The organism is Arthrobacter sp. BGA-UO-ETr-C19 (assembly GCF_059568005.1).
In genome coordinates this window covers 262,870-276,717 of record NZ_JCAQPC010000024.1, presented here as the reverse complement: position 1 = coordinate 276,717, position 13,848 = coordinate 262,870, and the positions used below count along the sequence as shown (strand labels likewise).

Annotated in this window: 15 protein-coding genes; 4 read left to right on the top strand and 11 right to left on the bottom strand. The window is 64.1% G+C overall.

Annotated elements, in window-relative coordinates; translation table 11 throughout:
* Positions 1 to 10 precede the first annotated feature (10 nt).
* The 3 genes from AC57BR_RS20225 to AC57BR_RS20215 form a co-directional block, all read right to left on the bottom strand.
* Complete coding sequence (locus AC57BR_RS20225) at positions 11 to 358, bottom strand: VOC family protein (RefSeq protein WP_496363839.1); 348 nt, start codon at positions 356 to 358, stop codon at positions 11 to 13.
* A 20-nt stretch (positions 359 to 378) separates the two neighbouring features.
* Positions 379 to 675, bottom strand: coding sequence for a hypothetical protein (locus AC57BR_RS20220; RefSeq protein WP_496363838.1), 297 nt, complete (start codon positions 673 to 675; stop codon positions 379 to 381).
* A 120-nt stretch (positions 676 to 795) separates the two neighbouring features.
* On the bottom strand, positions 796 to 1,785 hold the full coding sequence (locus AC57BR_RS20215; RefSeq protein ID WP_496363837.1) for an NYN domain-containing protein: 990 nt from the start codon (positions 1,783 to 1,785) through the stop codon (positions 796 to 798).
* An 84-nt stretch (positions 1,786 to 1,869) separates the two neighbouring features.
* On the opposite strand from AC57BR_RS20215, the gene AC57BR_RS20210 reads away from it, so the two are divergent.
* The gene (locus tag AC57BR_RS20210) at positions 1,870 to 2,088 is read left to right on the top strand and encodes a three-helix bundle dimerization domain-containing protein (RefSeq protein WP_496363836.1); all 219 of its coding nucleotides are present in this window, start codon (positions 1,870 to 1,872) and stop codon (positions 2,086 to 2,088) included.
* 40 nt (positions 2,089 to 2,128) lie between these two features.
* Here the strand turns inward: AC57BR_RS20210 and AC57BR_RS20205 are convergent, their stop codons facing one another.
* Positions 2,129 to 2,548: a winged helix DNA-binding protein gene (locus tag AC57BR_RS20205; protein ID WP_496363835.1), complete on the bottom strand. Its 420-nt coding sequence runs from the start codon at positions 2,546 to 2,548 to the stop codon at positions 2,129 to 2,131.
* A gap of 121 nt (positions 2,549 to 2,669) precedes the next feature.
* Between AC57BR_RS20205 and AC57BR_RS20200 the strand changes: the two genes are divergently transcribed.
* Entirely contained in the window at positions 2,670 to 3,287 is a 618-nt protein-coding gene (locus AC57BR_RS20200) for a dihydrofolate reductase family protein (RefSeq protein WP_496363834.1), read from the top strand.
* 461 nt (positions 3,288 to 3,748) lie between these two features.
* Here AC57BR_RS20200 and AC57BR_RS20195 read toward each other — a convergent pair whose 3' ends face one another.
* The 7 genes from AC57BR_RS20195 to AC57BR_RS20165 all read right to left on the bottom strand — a co-directional run bounded on the left by AC57BR_RS20195 (position 3,749) and on the right by AC57BR_RS20165 (position 11,724).
* Complete coding sequence (locus AC57BR_RS20195) at positions 3,749 to 5,125, bottom strand: MFS transporter (RefSeq protein ID WP_496363833.1); 1,377 nt, start codon at positions 5,123 to 5,125, stop codon at positions 3,749 to 3,751.
* A 25-nt stretch (positions 5,126 to 5,150) separates the two neighbouring features.
* Complete coding sequence (gene dmpG / locus AC57BR_RS20190; RefSeq protein WP_496363831.1) at positions 5,151 to 6,200, bottom strand: 4-hydroxy-2-oxovalerate aldolase; 1,050 nt, start codon at positions 6,198 to 6,200, stop codon at positions 5,151 to 5,153.
* On the bottom strand, positions 6,197 to 7,141 hold the full coding sequence (locus AC57BR_RS20185; protein ID WP_496363829.1) for an acetaldehyde dehydrogenase (acetylating): 945 nt from the start codon (positions 7,139 to 7,141) through the stop codon (positions 6,197 to 6,199). Before AC57BR_RS20185 ends, dmpG begins: the two co-directional genes overlap by 4 nt.
* Complete coding sequence (locus AC57BR_RS20180; RefSeq protein ID WP_496363827.1) at positions 7,138 to 7,974, bottom strand: 2-keto-4-pentenoate hydratase; 837 nt, start codon at positions 7,972 to 7,974, stop codon at positions 7,138 to 7,140. Before AC57BR_RS20180 ends, AC57BR_RS20185 begins: the two co-directional genes overlap by 4 nt.
* Before the next feature lie 95 nt (positions 7,975 to 8,069).
* The gene (locus AC57BR_RS20175) at positions 8,070 to 9,014 is read right to left on the bottom strand and encodes a 3-carboxyethylcatechol 2,3-dioxygenase (protein ID WP_496363825.1); all 945 of its coding nucleotides are present in this window, start codon (positions 9,012 to 9,014) and stop codon (positions 8,070 to 8,072) included.
* A 9-nt stretch (positions 9,015 to 9,023) separates the two neighbouring features.
* Positions 9,024 to 9,938 carry an alpha/beta fold hydrolase gene (locus AC57BR_RS20170; protein ID WP_496363823.1) on the bottom strand — a complete coding sequence of 305 codons (915 nt, stop codon included), beginning with the start codon at positions 9,936 to 9,938 and terminating at the stop codon, positions 9,024 to 9,026.
* The gene (locus AC57BR_RS20165) at positions 9,916 to 11,724 is read right to left on the bottom strand and encodes an FAD-dependent monooxygenase (protein ID WP_496363821.1); all 1,809 of its coding nucleotides are present in this window, start codon (positions 11,722 to 11,724) and stop codon (positions 9,916 to 9,918) included. The genes AC57BR_RS20170 and AC57BR_RS20165 overlap by 23 nt, the downstream gene beginning before the upstream one ends.
* 317 nt (positions 11,725 to 12,041) lie before the next feature.
* Here AC57BR_RS20165 and AC57BR_RS20160 point away from each other — a divergent pair, with 317 nt between their 5' ends.
* Both AC57BR_RS20160 and AC57BR_RS20155 read left to right on the top strand, forming a co-directional pair.
* Positions 12,042 to 13,154 (top strand): alcohol dehydrogenase catalytic domain-containing protein, encoded by a 1,113-nt coding sequence (locus AC57BR_RS20160; protein WP_496363819.1) that lies wholly within the window; start codon positions 12,042 to 12,044, stop codon positions 13,152 to 13,154.
* Positions 13,155 to 13,225: 71 nt separating this feature from the next.
* Complete coding sequence (locus AC57BR_RS20155) at positions 13,226 to 13,831, top strand: cysteine hydrolase family protein (RefSeq protein WP_496363817.1); 606 nt, start codon at positions 13,226 to 13,228, stop codon at positions 13,829 to 13,831.
* Positions 13,832 to 13,848: the final 17 nt, after the last annotated feature.

Genomic DNA, 13,848 nt, shown 5'->3' with positions numbered 1-13,848 from the left:
TTCCCACGGCTTAGGTTGGCTCTTTCGGCCGCCACACGCCGAAGCGGTTGCCCTGCGGGTCGAGAAGGTGCGCGAACTCAATGGCTCCGTTGTCGACGAACGGGACTGCGACGCTCGCACCGAGGGACTCGGCCTGGGCGATCGCCGCCTTCACATCGTCCACCTGCACATAGAAGATGGCCCAGGCCTTTCCGCCCAGGGCGGTGGTGTCCCACAGACCGCCCTTGTCGCCGTCGACCGTCCGGTATCCGGCCGGCGAAGGTTCGCCAAAGGTCCAGTCGAACAGTGAGCCGTAGAAGTTCCGTGCGGCATCCGGGTCCGGCGAACCGATCTCGAAGTAGTTGACGATGGCAGCCATCGCAGTGTTCTCCCGAACCTCTAGGGCATGACCTTGTACAGATCGACGACGGTCTCCTCGGGAGGCGCCGCGAACCCGCCCTCGATGCCCTCCTGCATCCGGGGCATGAGGATGCCGTCGCGGAATTTCTCCCAACTCTCCTTCGACTCATGGACGGCCATGATGGTCCAGCCACCGGCGGAAGCGCCGGCAGCATGGAAGATCTGGCCGTCGGGCAGGCGCCCCTCGCCGGGGTGAACAGCGGCGATTGAGGCGTCGTACTGCTCCTTGGTGCCCCCTGCGAAGAAGTGCACGATTCCGTACGGTGCGGCGTTCATTTCTGCTCCTTGGATGATCCGGATGGTGCTGGACAAGCCAACCATTGACCCGGCCACCCGGGATGTCAATGGCGGTATCCAAGGAGGCATTCCGGTTCGATCGAGAGGGAATCAGCAGAATTACACGAGCTGGTCGAGTTTCAGCCAAAAGGCGTCGCGGAGGGCTCGCCGCACACCCTGGAGGTCCGTCTTGTACTCACCGATTCGCTGGGCGCAGTCCTTGAGCAGGACCCGGTCAATCTCCACCGGCAGCACCGGGCGGTCCGCCAAAAGCTCAGTCAGCTCCCCTTGGGTGGTGGAACCGTACCAGCTGACGGCCACACTCTCCCCAACCTCCTGCGCAACGTCGAAAGCCGAGCCCTCATAGACAGCGGAAGCTGAAGCTCCGGCGCCTGAGCTGTACACGAGATGCGCTTCTGATCGGTGCAGCTTCGGGGCGGCGGGCAGCATTTGCGGCCGCACCGACGGGGGCCCTGGCCGCGGCCCGGATCCAGGTGCGGGCCGGGCCGGCAGTGGCCCCGGAGTTGGCGCAACGGGGGTGGGCCGGGGTGCCGCCGAAACCGATTTGGCGAAGCAGGATTCGATGAGTTCGGCCGGCAGGGTGATGATGCTGTCCACGCGCAAAGCCAGGTGTTCAGCGACCGAGGCGACTCCGAGCCGGTGGCTCGGATCGTCCAGGCCCACCAGGACAACCTTCATGCCGAGATCCTGGGCCGCTTCGACGGCCTCTGCAAGGTCGTCATCACCCGAGACCAGGAATGCCACCGATGCCGCCCTGTTCCGGGCAACTCCGACGAGGTCCAGACCAAGCTTGAGGTCGACGCCCTTCTGTTCCCCGTTGAACGAGATGCGGCCAAGCCGGACCTTAACGTCGGGAAGCAACCCGATTTTCTTGTGCTGGTCCGTGAACAATGCGTCCTTGGAGGCGTCGTACCAATAGACGCGCAGCGATTCGAGCCCGCAGTGGTCCTTGGCCCGGCCCAGAATCCCACGTATGAGTTTTTCGTAGTTGACGCTGAACGCCGATCGCAAGGATGTCCCGGCAACTTGGGTTCCGCCGACGGCGAGAAGGAAGCCTGCGTCAACGAAGATTGCGCTCTGATGCATCATGTCTGTGATGCTACCGGCCAGGACGTTCGCGAAGCCGTAAGCAGGCTGATGGACGCCGCAGCCACCGGTCGCTCAGACTGAAGCATGGACGACACGGAAAAGCACGAAACAATCGCCAAGGTCACCGACCGCCTCGCGGCGCGCTACCCCGAAACGCCCCGGAACCTGATCGCCGCCGCTGTGGCCGAGGAATATGCACTCCTTGACGGCGGCCGGATCCGCACCTACATCCCGACGCTGGTTGAACGCGGCGCCAGGAACAGGCTCAGGGAAAGCGCCAGCGCACCGCCCGCCCCAAGCTGAATTCCCCTCGGTCTCACTTTGACCAGGGGGATGGCATCACCTATCGCGCGGCGAGCCGTTCTGCATTCCTGCTCATGCGTTCGAGGACGCTTACAGCCATGGCATACTCATCCACGCCGATGCCTGCCGTCAGCTCACGGCGCGCGGTTTCCACCAGCCCCGATGCCGCCGCATGCAATGCCACACCTGCGTCGGTCAGGCTGAGCCGGCCGTCCAGCAGGAACACCAGATCCCTTCGCACCAGCCCGGCCATGTCCCGTTCCTGGGCCGCCTCGCCGTCGGCTGCGGTGAAAGGGCGCAGGGCGTGCTTCAGCTCGGCGGGGGTGACAGGGCCAGAACCCAGCGTGTTGAGCACCTGCCACTGCCTTCTGGTCAGGCGGACACGGGCGAGCGTGGCATCAAGATGTGCCTCCAGCGCCTCGTCCAAACGCCGGACCCAATAACCGATAGGCCTGTTCACCATGCCATGGTCGCAGGGGCCTTCCGTCCGGGCAACGTCCGGGCAATCGGTGCACGAAGACCCGCCGCCACCTCCCCGAAGTCCTCTGGCCTGCAGGCGACCGATCTGGAAGGATCTCACCATGCGAAGGGTCGTCGTCTTCAATATCGCGTCCGTGGACGGCTTCTACGCTGCCAGCGATGGAAATCCCCTGGTGCTGAACATGGATGGGGCATTCGACGAATACAACCGCACGCGCATTGAGGCGGCGGACATGCTGCTCCTGGGCCGGAAGTCCTTCGAAGGCTTCAGCTCGTACTGGCCAGGAATAGCTACCGCCCCTGACGATCCGGGGAACCGCGCGGTCAGCGAGGACAACCGCCGGATCAGCCGGGCCTTCAACTCCCTGCCCAAAACAGTGGTCTCAGACACCTTTGTGGTAGCGGCCGACAACGCCTGGCGGGACACCACCACCGTTATTCCTGGCAACGAACTGCCCGGCTGGATTGGCGCCTGCCGGCAAGAAGGCAACGGCGACATCCTGATTTTCGCGAGCAGGGTCCTTTGGAACGGCCTCCTCGATATGCGGTTGGTGGATGAAGTCCACTTGATGATCAGCCCTAACGCACTGGGTGAAGGCATACCGATTTTCACCCTGTCCGCAGCTTTCACCCTTCTGGATTCCGTGAGATTCGATTCATCGTCCAATGTCCTCCTGAGGTATGAACCGAAGGTTGCCAGTGGCGACGGCCGCGCCTAGACCCTTAAGCGTCTCCGCCCCGGAGCATTAGGCGTGCGGCTGCTATGGGCCTGTGAGAAGACCGAGACCGAGCACGGCACCAAGAAGTTTTGAACGCATGAATCCCCCATGGAAAATGGCCGGAATGGCCCGGTTGGGGAAATCGTAACTGATTCCGGCGGCGAAAATTGCGAACAGGATGGGCCCCCTACCCCGAGACGGACCGCAGCGGCGGCGCCGTAGTACACCTGAAGGCCCCGAGGAAACGACCGCAGGGCCGCCAGGTGGCGTTCGAGGCCTCCCCCAATCGGGCTGCCCCCCGGAGCCCAAAGGCTCCACAACGCCCCTTAATCGTAAATCTGCTTGTCGTCGCCGTCCAGAATTCGTCATGAGCCCATCAGCTTGTGCCCGTCCACTGCGCTCGGGTCCGCCGGGCGGACGATTGGCCGTCTGCCAGCCGCCCGCCCGCCCGCACTACCCAATCAGGCTTCGGCTGTGCTGGCTTCCGCAGTGCTAGATTCCGCGGTGCGGTGGGTCTGCTGCAGTTCGCCGTTCTGGCGGGCTGCTTCCTTGCGTCCCCAGCCGCCGGGCAGCAGCGCCACGGAGATGACGGAGATGGCCGAGACCACGAGGAGGTAGATGACGATCGAATCGCTGCTCTTGGTTGCGGCGAACAGTGCGGTGGCGATCGTGGGGGCAAACGCGGAGCCGCAAATCTGGGAGATGGTGTAGCCGACAGATGCTCCGGTGTAACGCACTTCCCGGGAGAAGACCATGGAGAACAGGGATCCGGTGACGCCCGCGGCCGGTGCCATGGCGATGCCGAAGATCAGCACAACGGCCAGGACGAAGTTCGCCGCCACGCCGGTGTTGATAAGCATGAACGCCGGGCCAATGAGCGCGCCCATGGCCAAGGCGCCCGTCAGGTACATGGTCTTGCGGCCGTATTTATCCGAAAGTGAGCCGAAGACCGGGTAAAGAACGACGGCGACAAGCCCGGCGACGAAGACTCCGAGCAGGACGCTGGTGCGGTCGATCCTGGCCACAGTCGTGGAGTAGTTCACCAGATAGGACATGGTGATGTAGGCGAACACGCCTTGACTGAGGTAGGTCCCGGCGACGAGGAAGATTTCCTTGGGGTGGCGGCGGAAAGCTTCCTTGATGGGGAGCCTGACCAGTTCCTGCTTTTCACGGGCTGCCGCGAACGCCGGGCTTTCGGCAATGGTGAGACGGATGACGAGGCCGACGATGACCAGGACGGCGCTGACGAGGAACGGCAGACGCCAGCCCCACGTGGCGAACTGGTCTCCGGGGAGCTGGGTCGCGCCGAGGAAGGCGACAGTTGCCAGGCTGGTCCCGGCCGGGGCGCCCATTTGCGGGAACGCTCCGAAGAACCCCTTCTTGCCTTTGGGGGCGTGTTCAACGGCCATGAGGGTAGCTCCGCCCCATTCCCCGCCGACCATGAAGCCCTGGAAGATGCGCAGGACGGTCAGCAGGACGGGCGCAGCGATGCCGATCTGTGCGTAGCCGGGCAGCAGGCCCATGAAGAAGGTGGCGGCACCCATGCCGACGAGGGAGATGATGAGCATCTTCTTCCGCCCGACCCGGTCGCCGAAGTGCCCGAAGACGATGCCGCCAAGCGGCCGGGCGAGGAACCCGACGCCGAAAGTGGCGAAGGAAAGCAGGGTACCCATGAGCGGGCTGGCTTCGGGAAAGAACAGTTTGGGGAATACCAGCGCTGCTGCTGTTCCGTAGATGAAGAAGTCGTAGTATTCGACGGTGGTGCCGATGAAGCTTGCCATTGCAACCCTCATCGGACTGGTGCGGCCTTCGGCGGCGGGGGATGTCTTCGTTGACATTGGGGGTTCCTTGGATGAGGCGGTGTTAGCGGACGGGGAGAGGCTGCGGATGGTTCTTGGCGGTGTTCTGGAGGTCCAGGGCGACGTCGGTAATCATGTCTTCCTGCCCGCCGACGAGCTGGCGGCGGCCGACCTCAACGAGGATGTCGCGCGTGTCCAGCCCGTACAGGGCTGAAGCGCGTTCGGCGTGGCGAAGGAAGCTGGAGTACACGCCGGCGTAGCCGAGGGTCAGTGTTTCCCGATCAACCTGGACGGGCCGGTCGTGCAGGGGACGGACGAGGTTTTCGGCGGCGTCCTGGAGGGCGAAGAGGTCGGCATTGTGTTCCCAGCCCTGCAGGGTGGCGACCGCGACGAAGGGTTCGACCGGGGTGTTGCCCGCTCCTGCACCGTGGCCGGCCAGGGAGGCGTCCACCCGGTACGCGCCCTCTTCGACGGCGACGACGGAGTTGGCGACGGCCAGGGACAGGTTCTGGTGGGCGTGGATGCCGATTTCGGTTTTCGGGTTCAACACGTCCCGGTAGGCGCGGACCCGCTGCCGCACCCCATCCATCGTCAGGCCGCCGCCGGAGTCGGTGACGTAGATGCAGTGTGCGCCATAGGACTCCATGAGTTTGGCCTGCTGCGCGAGCTTTTCGGGTTCAGACATGTGGGACATCATGAGGAATCCGGAGACGTCCATACCCAGTTCGCGGGCGTAGGCGATGTGCTGGGCGGAGACGTCCGCTTCCGTGCAGTGGGTGGCGACCCGGACTGAGCGGACCCCGAGGCCGTAGGCGTGGCGGAGTTCCTTGAGCGTGCCGATGCCGGGCAGCAGGAGTGTGGTGAGCCGGGCATTCTTGATCACTGAGGCAGCGGCTTCGATCCATTCCCAGTCGGTGTGGCTGCCTGGACCGTAGGTGAGGCTGCTGCCGGCGAGACCGTCGCCGTGGGCCACTTCGATGGCGTCGACGCCCGCGGCGTCCAGTGCCGCGGCGATCTTGCCGACGTTCTCCGGGCTGAGGCGGTGGCGGACTGCATGCATGCCGTCGCGCAGGGTGACGTCCTGGATGAAGACGCGGGTGGGTGTCTGGCTCATGAGGCTACTTCCTGCTTGGTGGTGACCAGCCGTTCGGCGACGCGGAGCGCGGCGGAGGTCATAATGTCCAGGTTTCCGGCGTATTCCGGAAGATAGTGTGCGGCGCCTTCGACTTCGAGGAAGACGCTCACCCGGGTGTACTCCCCTGTGCCCCGGCCTTCCGGAATCAGCCCGCTGACTTCGGCGCCTTCGTGCTGGAACTGGACGGCCTGCTTGAGCCGGTAGCCGGGGACGTAGCCTGCGACTTCAGCGACCCTGTCCCTGACGGCGGCGGCGATGCGGTCCTGCTCGGCGTCGGTCAGCCGGTCAACCAGGCACAGAACGGTGTCCCGCATGATCATCGGCGGTTCTGCCGGGTTCAGCACGATGATGGCCTTGCCGCTGGCTGCTCCGCCAACTTCCACGATGGCATCGGAGGTGGTTTCAGTGAATTCGTCGATGTTGGCGCGGGTGCCGGGACCGGCGGACTTGGAGGAGATGGAGGCGACGATTTCGCCGTAGTGGACCGGCGCTTCGCTGTTGATGGCGGCGATGACCGGGATGGTGGCCTGCCCGCCACAGGTGACCATGTTGACGTTGCCTGCGTCCAGGTGCTGCACGAGGTTCACTGCAGGCACGACGTAGGGGCCGATGGCAGCCGGAGTGAGGTCAACCAGTTTCTTCCCGTAGGGTGCCAGGGCTGCCGCGTTGTGACGGTGGGCATCGGCGGAGGTGGCGTCGAAGATGACCTCGATGTCCTGGAACTCAGGCATGCCGATTAGGCCTTCGACTCCTTCGGCGGTGGTGGCGATGCCGAGGCGGGCGGCGCGGGCGAGGCCGTCGGAGGCGGGGTCGATGCCGACCATGACGCCCATGTCCAGCTTGTCGCTTAGGCGCATGATCTTGAACATGAGGTCAGTGCCGATGTTTCCTGAGCCGATGATGGCCGCTTTTGCGCTCACGAGAGGTCCTTAGTTACTGAGGCGGTGACGGTGCCCAGCCCGCCGATGCGGGCTTCGACAATGTCCCCTGCGCTGAGGAGGGCCATGGGGCCGAGGGCGCCGGAGAGGACGATCTCCCCGGCGCGGAGGGGCCAGCCCAGGGCGGCAGCTGTTTCGGCGACCCAGACCAGGGCGTTGACGGGATCCCCGAGGCAGTCAGCGCCGGTTCCCTTCGACACTTCATGGCCGTTGATGGTCATGACCATTTCGGCGCCGGCCGGGACGTAGCCGTCGAGCGTGGCCTTGCCCTCACCGAGGACGAAATAGGCGCTGGAGGCGTTATCGGCGACGGTGTCCACGATGCCGATGTCCCAGCCGGCGATGCGGCTGTCCACGATTTCCAGGGCCGGTGCGACGTAGTCAACTGCGGAAAGGACGGATTCCCGGTCGGTGTCCTCGACGTCGCGGCCCATGATGAAGGCGATTTCCGCTTCGATGCGCGGGGCGATCAGTGCCGTGTACGGGATTTGTTCGTCCTCACCCCGCTGCATGTCGGAGAGCAGGACGCCGAAGTCGGGCTGGTCGACGCCGAGCTGGCGCTGTACGGCCGGGGCGGTCAGGCCGACCTTGCGTCCCACGCGCCGGTTCTTCAGGCTGGTCCGGCTCTGGATAATCAGTTCCTGGACAAGGTAGGCGGACTCGAGGTCCCCGTCCAGGAGGTCACGCACTGGTGCGCAGGGGCGCACGGTCTTTAAGGCACCGAGGAGGGTGTTGGCTACGTTTCGGTGCGTGGCCGGTGAGCCACCGGCGGTCACCGCTCCGCCGGCGTTGGGGGTAGTGGATTGCTGTGTCATGAGGTTGCTCTCTGTCGTGCGGCGCGCGGCCGCGTCGAGAAGGTGGATACCGCCCAAGGAGCTAGCATGCTAGGCGTCTAGCTCTCCCAAGGGTCTCAGTTGTCGAGGGTGGCGGTGGTGACGCCGAAGCCGGCGATGTATTCACGGATCGGACGGTAGTAGCTGTACCCGACGGTGTACGGTCCGTTGACGCCCAATGCGGCGTAGGCGGCGATCCAGGTGCGGACTTCGTGCGAGGAGTTCCCGGCGATTTGGGTCATTTCCTGCGGCGTCCAGTCATCGATGGGCGACAGGTCACCGGAAGCCAGAATCTTCATCAGTTGCCGGTCCCATTCCGGAGCGAGGTCCTGGATGTCGGCTTCGCCGCGAGCGAAGGCGTCGGCGGTGTCGTAGACCCGCTGTTGCCGGGCGGCGCGTGCCTCGGCGGTGGGGTGCCGGTTGGCGCCGATGAGCATCTGGCGCTGCGCCTCGGTCGCGGTGGCGATGCGCGGAACGGGCGGGTCGTGCGAGAGTCCCCCGGAGGCGATGAGCAGGACCTTCTGGTCCAGTGTCTTCAGGTATTCACCGATGGCTTCGCCGAGGAGGCGGACGCGCTGGAGCGGGGTGAAGGGTGGTGCGACGGAGTTGATGAAGACCGGCAGGAACGGTTTGGCGGTGATGTCCCCGTACATGAGTTCCATGGGCTGGACGGCGCCGTGGTCGACCTCCATTTTCAGGGAGATGGCGATGTCGATGCCGCGGTCGATGACGAACTGGGCGAGGCCTTCGGCGATGTCTTTCGGGACATTCAGTGGTCCGGCCTGGCTTCCGTAGTCACCGATGCTGACGGCGTCGTAACCGATGCAGAACGGTGGCATGAGCTCGTAGAAGAAGCCGTTGTAGTGGTCGGGGCCGAGGTTGATGACCAGGTCCGGGTCGTAGTCGTGGACGAAGCTGCGGGCCGCATCGAAGGCAGCGTTGACCTCTGCCTTAATCTCGGGGCCGGGGTCACCGTGCTCGAGCAGGGGGCTGTGGGACATGGCAAGGAGTGCGACAGTCATGGCGGTGTCCTAGCGGTTCGCGTGTTCGGGGATGAGGTCGGCTCCGGTTTCCTGCTCCCGGCCGAGCAGGAAGTCCAGGTGGATCCTGTTGAAGATCTCGGTTTGTTCGTACTGGGGCCAGTGGCCGGCGTTTTCGATGACGGAGAGGCGGCCGTTGGGGATGAGCCCGGCGATGCGGCGGCCTTCATCCACCGGCCCGGAGGGGTCCTTGGTGGTCCAGACGACGAGGGCGGGTGCCTGGATGGTGCGCAGGTCATCGTCGGTGAGCATGTTCCTGCGTCGGGTTTCCGGGTCTTGCAGTGCCATGTTGGCTTCGCAGGCACGCAGCCAGTCGGGCTGCTGGAAGATGGCCTGGCGGGTGCGGATGAGGTCGTCGGTGACCATGGCAGGGTCGGCCATGAGCCATTCGAGCCGTGTTTTGACGCGCTCCCAGGACGGGTCTTTGGCAGCTTCCATGGACAGCGTGTAGAGCCGTTTCATCACGACTGGGTTGGCCATGGTGCCGCCCATGGTGTTCAGGACGATCCGTTCGACCCGCTCCGGGTGGTCAATCGCGAACCGGGCGGTGACCCAGCCGCCGAGGGATTCGCCGGTGAAGTAGGCCTTTTCGACACCGATGGCGTCGAGGAAGTGGTTGACCTGGTCGATGTAGTGCCTGATTTCCAGCGGGTGTTCGGGTTTGCTGCTGTAGCCGTGGCCGATGAAGTCGATGGCGTAGACGTTGAAGTGTTCGGCGTGGGCTTTGAGGTTTCGGACGTAGGCTTCGGCGTGGCCGGTGATGCCGTGCAGCATCAGCAGGACAGGCTTGGAGCTGTCGCCGGCGTGCAGGTAGCGGGTGCGGTAGGGGCCGACCTGGATGAAGCCCTGGCTGAATTCGACCTGGTTGAGGTCGGACCAGACGCTAGTGTACGGGCGTGAATTCACGGGTTTCTCCTGCGTGTTCGTGGATGATCGTTGGGGTGTGGCCGAGGATGGCGTCCAGTGCGGTGCGCAGTTCGGCTCGGGCTTTTTCGACGTCCCATACCGGGGCACTTTGGCGCCACGCGATGTAGCCGTCGGGGCGGACGAGCAGGGCGCCGGCTTCGTGGATTTCGCGGACCTTGTGCCATGCGCCGTAGGGATCTTCGGTACCCTTTCCGCCGACGACGACGGTGCGCAGGAAGGGCTGGTTCAGCTCTTCTGCTGCCGTTTCCCATGCTTGGCCGGCGAGGCCGGTGACGAGGCTGAATTTGCCGCGCCCAGTGACGTCGAGGGTGGATGTGCGGTTGCCGTTGCGGTCTACGAGCCACGCGTGCGGAATTTTGGCTCCCGGCCGGGTGCTGGGCTGGAAGTAGAGCTGGGGGTCTTTTGCCCACTGCTCCTCCCGAGCTTCAGGGTCGGGGATGACGGCGGCGGATTCGTAGCGCTGGTTGAGCTCTACTCCGTGGGCGTTGAATTCGTAGTTCTTCAACTCGAGGGCGTCCTGGAGTTTCTGGCGCAGTTCCACGCCCTCCGGCGTCGGTGCGTGCAGGCGTGCCAGCCCAGCCTCGATGCTGTGTTCCTGGCCCGGAACACGGAAGGTCTCATTCAGCGGCCCATAGTCCTTCCGGGACTGGTTGGCACGGGCGACGATCTGGCGGCCCACCGGCGCGCGTTCCAGGGAATAGGAGTCCAGCAGGCTTTCACCGGCGTAGCCCTTGATGACGTAGGCAAGTTTCCAGGCCAGGTTGAAGGCATCCTGCATGCAGGTGTTGGAGCCCAGGCCGCTGCTCGGCGGATGGCGATGCACGGCGTCTCCTCCGCAAAAGACCCGTCCGACGGAGAAGTGGTTAGCGTGCTGCTGGTTCACGTACCAGGTGGATCTGGTCTTGACCTCGATTTCGAGGTCCGGGTCACCCACGAGGGTGCGGATTTTTTCCAGGACGGCGTCTTCGGTGAGGTCGGGTTCGCCGTCGGCCATGTTGAATCCCCAGCCGGCGATCCATTCGTCCCAGGGGCGCACGGCCCGGAGGAGGCCCATCCCGATTTCGCCGAAGCCGGCGACAGGGTTCATGATCCAGTGCAGGATGCTGGGGCGGTGGGCGACATACTTGCCCAGGTCCGCCTTGAACAGGACATAGGCGGTCCCGGCACGCGCCAGCTGACCCTCGAACGGTAGACCGATGTCTTCGGCGATCTGGGACCGGGCTCCGTCGGCGCCGATCAGGTAGCGGGCCCGCAGCGTGTAGTCAGAACCGGTCACATGGTTCCGGAACGTGACCGTCACCCCGACGCTGTCCTGGACGTGGGAGAGGTATTCGGTGTTGAACGTGACCTGCGCGCCGCGCTCCCCTGCATTCTTCAGCAAGATCGGTTCCATCAGAGGCTGCGGAACATCGAGCATGGTGCACGGGCTGGCCTTCAGGTAATCCCCGTAGCGCTCGTCCCCTGTCCCCCAGGTGCGGAGGCGCGCGATTTCCTGGCCTGCAAGGCTGGTGGTGAACAAAGTGTCGCCCATTTCACCCCAAGGAACGGCGTACTTTGCGGCTTCTTCCTCCACACCCAGGTCCCGCAGCACTTCCACGGCGCGCTGGTTTGTGATGTGTGCGCGGGGAGTGTTCGCGAGCCAGTTCCACCGCGAAAGCATGTGGACCCGCACACCGTGCGTGGCCAGCGCCAGAGCCGCTGTGGCTCCGGTCGGGCCGGTGCCGACAATGAGCACATCCGTGTCGAATTCCAAATGAGTTTCCATCACACCTTCTAGAGTCCAGGTTCCGGGACGGCATCATCCGTCCGTGCACCGGTGGAGGACATTCTCCGGCCGGGCCGATTGCGTCGCCTTCGCGCTTCCTCGATGAAACGTGAGGCCGATCACTGGTCAGTAGCATACTAGCATGCCAGCTGGTTTGTAAAGGACCCTACTTCGGTATGGAAGATGTCTTGCATGCTTGCAGACTTGCATGTAAGGTTCCTCACGTGCCAGTGGCTAAGATCACCGACAGCCTCGCCAAACGAGGTCCGGGGGCACTTCGATGGCAAGTTCCGATTCCCAATGCAAGGAGCACAACGATGAGCTTGATGCAGGCCGCACGTCTTCATGAAGTAGGCAAGCCTTTCCAGATCGACCAGGTGGACGTTCCCGAACCGGGGCCGCGGGATGTGATTGTGGAGGTGAAGGCGTGCAACGTCGTGCCCAACCTGCGGAACGTCATCACGTCCTACCCCGAGTGGTTCCCGTATCTTCCTCTGCCGGCACTGCCTGCCATCTACGGATTGGATGCGGCAGGCGTCGTCAGCAAGGTTGGCTCGCAGGTCCGCAACGTCAAGCCAGGAGACCGGGTCTACGTCAATCCCGGCCGCGACTCAGGTGACTCGCATGCTTCACGGCGCGGGGAAAGGATCAATGACCCCGCCTATACATTCCAGGGCTACTTCGGGTTCGGGGCCGGGTCGCAGGAGATCTTCGAGGACTACCCGCATGGCGGCTTCTGCGAATACATGAAGGCCCCCGCGGACGGACTGGTCCTCCTGCCTGAATCCATCTCCTTTGAAGCTGCTTGCCGCTTCGGCTACATGGGAACGTCCTACTCCGCACTCCGCAAGGCCGGCGCCGGAGCTGGAACTTCCGTCCTGGTCAACGGCGGTACCGGAACCCTCGGGGTCGGCGCGGTACTGAATGCGCTGGCCATGGGCGCGACCAAGGTCTTCGCAATGGCCCGGGACCGTGAGCTCCTTGAACGAGTCCGCCTCCTTGATCCCAAGCGCGTCCACGTCCTCTCCCACGGCGACCAGCCGGTGGGCGAATGGGTCCGCGAAAACACCGACGGCCTCGGTGCCGACATCTTCATCGACGCCGTCGGACCGGGCGCTCCCCACGAGATCACCATCGCCGGCATCGAAGCCCTGCGCCGCGGTGGTCGGATGGTCGACATTGGCGGCATGTCCGAACCACTGCCTCTGGAAATGTTTAAGCTGATGTGCTTCCAGATCAGCGTCATCGGCTCCCTGTGGTTTAGCGTTGCTGAGGGCCAGGACATGGCCGAAATGGCACACGCCGGAACCTTGGACCTTTCGGTCTTTGAACACGAGGTTTACCCCCTATCCGAGGTCAACGAAGCCTTGGATGCTGTAGACAAGCGCCGCGGAGGATTCACCAACGTCGTAGTCGTCCCCGGATCCTAAAAGCCGCCTGTGGCCGCGTATGACACCATCCGCGGCCACACGCCCCTCCAGCAGAAATGGAACACAAGATAATGGAACTCAACCCAGAACGCACGGCCGTCATCGCCATCCATTGCCAGGGAGATATCGTCTCCGGCGCCGGGGCCTTTGCCCCGTTCTTCCACGATCAGGTCGTGAGCCGGAACGTCATAAGCAAGATCGGCGCCCTGCTCAATTCAGCCAGGGAAGCGGGAATGACCGTGATCTACACCCGCGTTGCGTTCAAGCCTGATTTCAGTGACCTGAACGCCAATTCTCCGCTGCTGAAGGTCGTCGAACAGGCCGGCTGCCTGAAAGATGGCAGCGCCCTGGCCGACATCGTCCCGGAACTAACCCCGGCTGCCAAGGATGCTGTTATCACGCACCAGCGCATTGGCGGGTTCATTCCCGAACTCACTTCCCTTCTGGAGAGCCGGGGAATCGACACCCTCGTGTTCGCAGGCGTCGCCACCAACGCCTCCGTGGAAAGCACGGCCCGTGTCGCTACAGACGCCGGCTACCGGGTCATCATCGCCGAAGACGCCTGCTCCGCGGCTACTGCCGAAGCACATCAGGCCAGCATAGAGTCCCTAGGCCTGCTGGCAGAGATATCGACGGCGGCCGACATCGTCGGCTTAGCCGCACCACAAGCCGTCTAACCCGTACCCGGCCGTGG

Excerpts from the sequence above, each read along its gene's own strand:
- AC57BR_RS20225 (WP_496363839.1), bottom strand. The coding sequence starts at position 358 with ATGGCTGCCATCGTCAACTACTTCGAGATCGGTTCGCCGGACCCGGAT.
- AC57BR_RS20220 (WP_496363838.1), bottom strand. The coding sequence starts at position 675 with ATGAACGCCGCACCGTACGGAATCGTGCACTTCTTCGCAGGGGGCACC.
- AC57BR_RS20215 (WP_496363837.1), bottom strand. The coding sequence starts at position 1,785 with ATGATGCATCAGAGCGCAATCTTCGTTGACGCAGGCTTCCTTCTCGCC.
- AC57BR_RS20210 (WP_496363836.1), top strand. The coding sequence starts at position 1,870 with ATGGACGACACGGAAAAGCACGAAACAATCGCCAAGGTCACCGACCGC.
- AC57BR_RS20200 (WP_496363834.1), top strand. The coding sequence starts at position 2,670 with ATGCGAAGGGTCGTCGTCTTCAATATCGCGTCCGTGGACGGCTTCTAC.
- AC57BR_RS20195 (WP_496363833.1), bottom strand. The coding sequence starts at position 5,125 with ATGTCAACGAAGACATCCCCCGCCGCCGAAGGCCGCACCAGTCCGATG.
- dmpG (WP_496363831.1), bottom strand. The coding sequence starts at position 6,200 with ATGAGCCAGACACCCACCCGCGTCTTCATCCAGGACGTCACCCTGCGC.
- AC57BR_RS20180 (WP_496363827.1), bottom strand. The coding sequence starts at position 7,974 with ATGACACAGCAATCCACTACCCCCAACGCCGGCGGAGCGGTGACCGCC.
- AC57BR_RS20175 (WP_496363825.1), bottom strand. The coding sequence starts at position 9,014 with ATGACTGTCGCACTCCTTGCCATGTCCCACAGCCCCCTGCTCGAGCAC.
- AC57BR_RS20165 (WP_496363821.1), bottom strand. The coding sequence starts at position 11,724 with ATGGAAACTCATTTGGAATTCGACACGGATGTGCTCATTGTCGGCACC.
- AC57BR_RS20160 (WP_496363819.1), top strand. The coding sequence starts at position 12,042 with ATGAGCTTGATGCAGGCCGCACGTCTTCATGAAGTAGGCAAGCCTTTC.
- AC57BR_RS20155 (WP_496363817.1), top strand. The coding sequence starts at position 13,226 with ATGGAACTCAACCCAGAACGCACGGCCGTCATCGCCATCCATTGCCAG.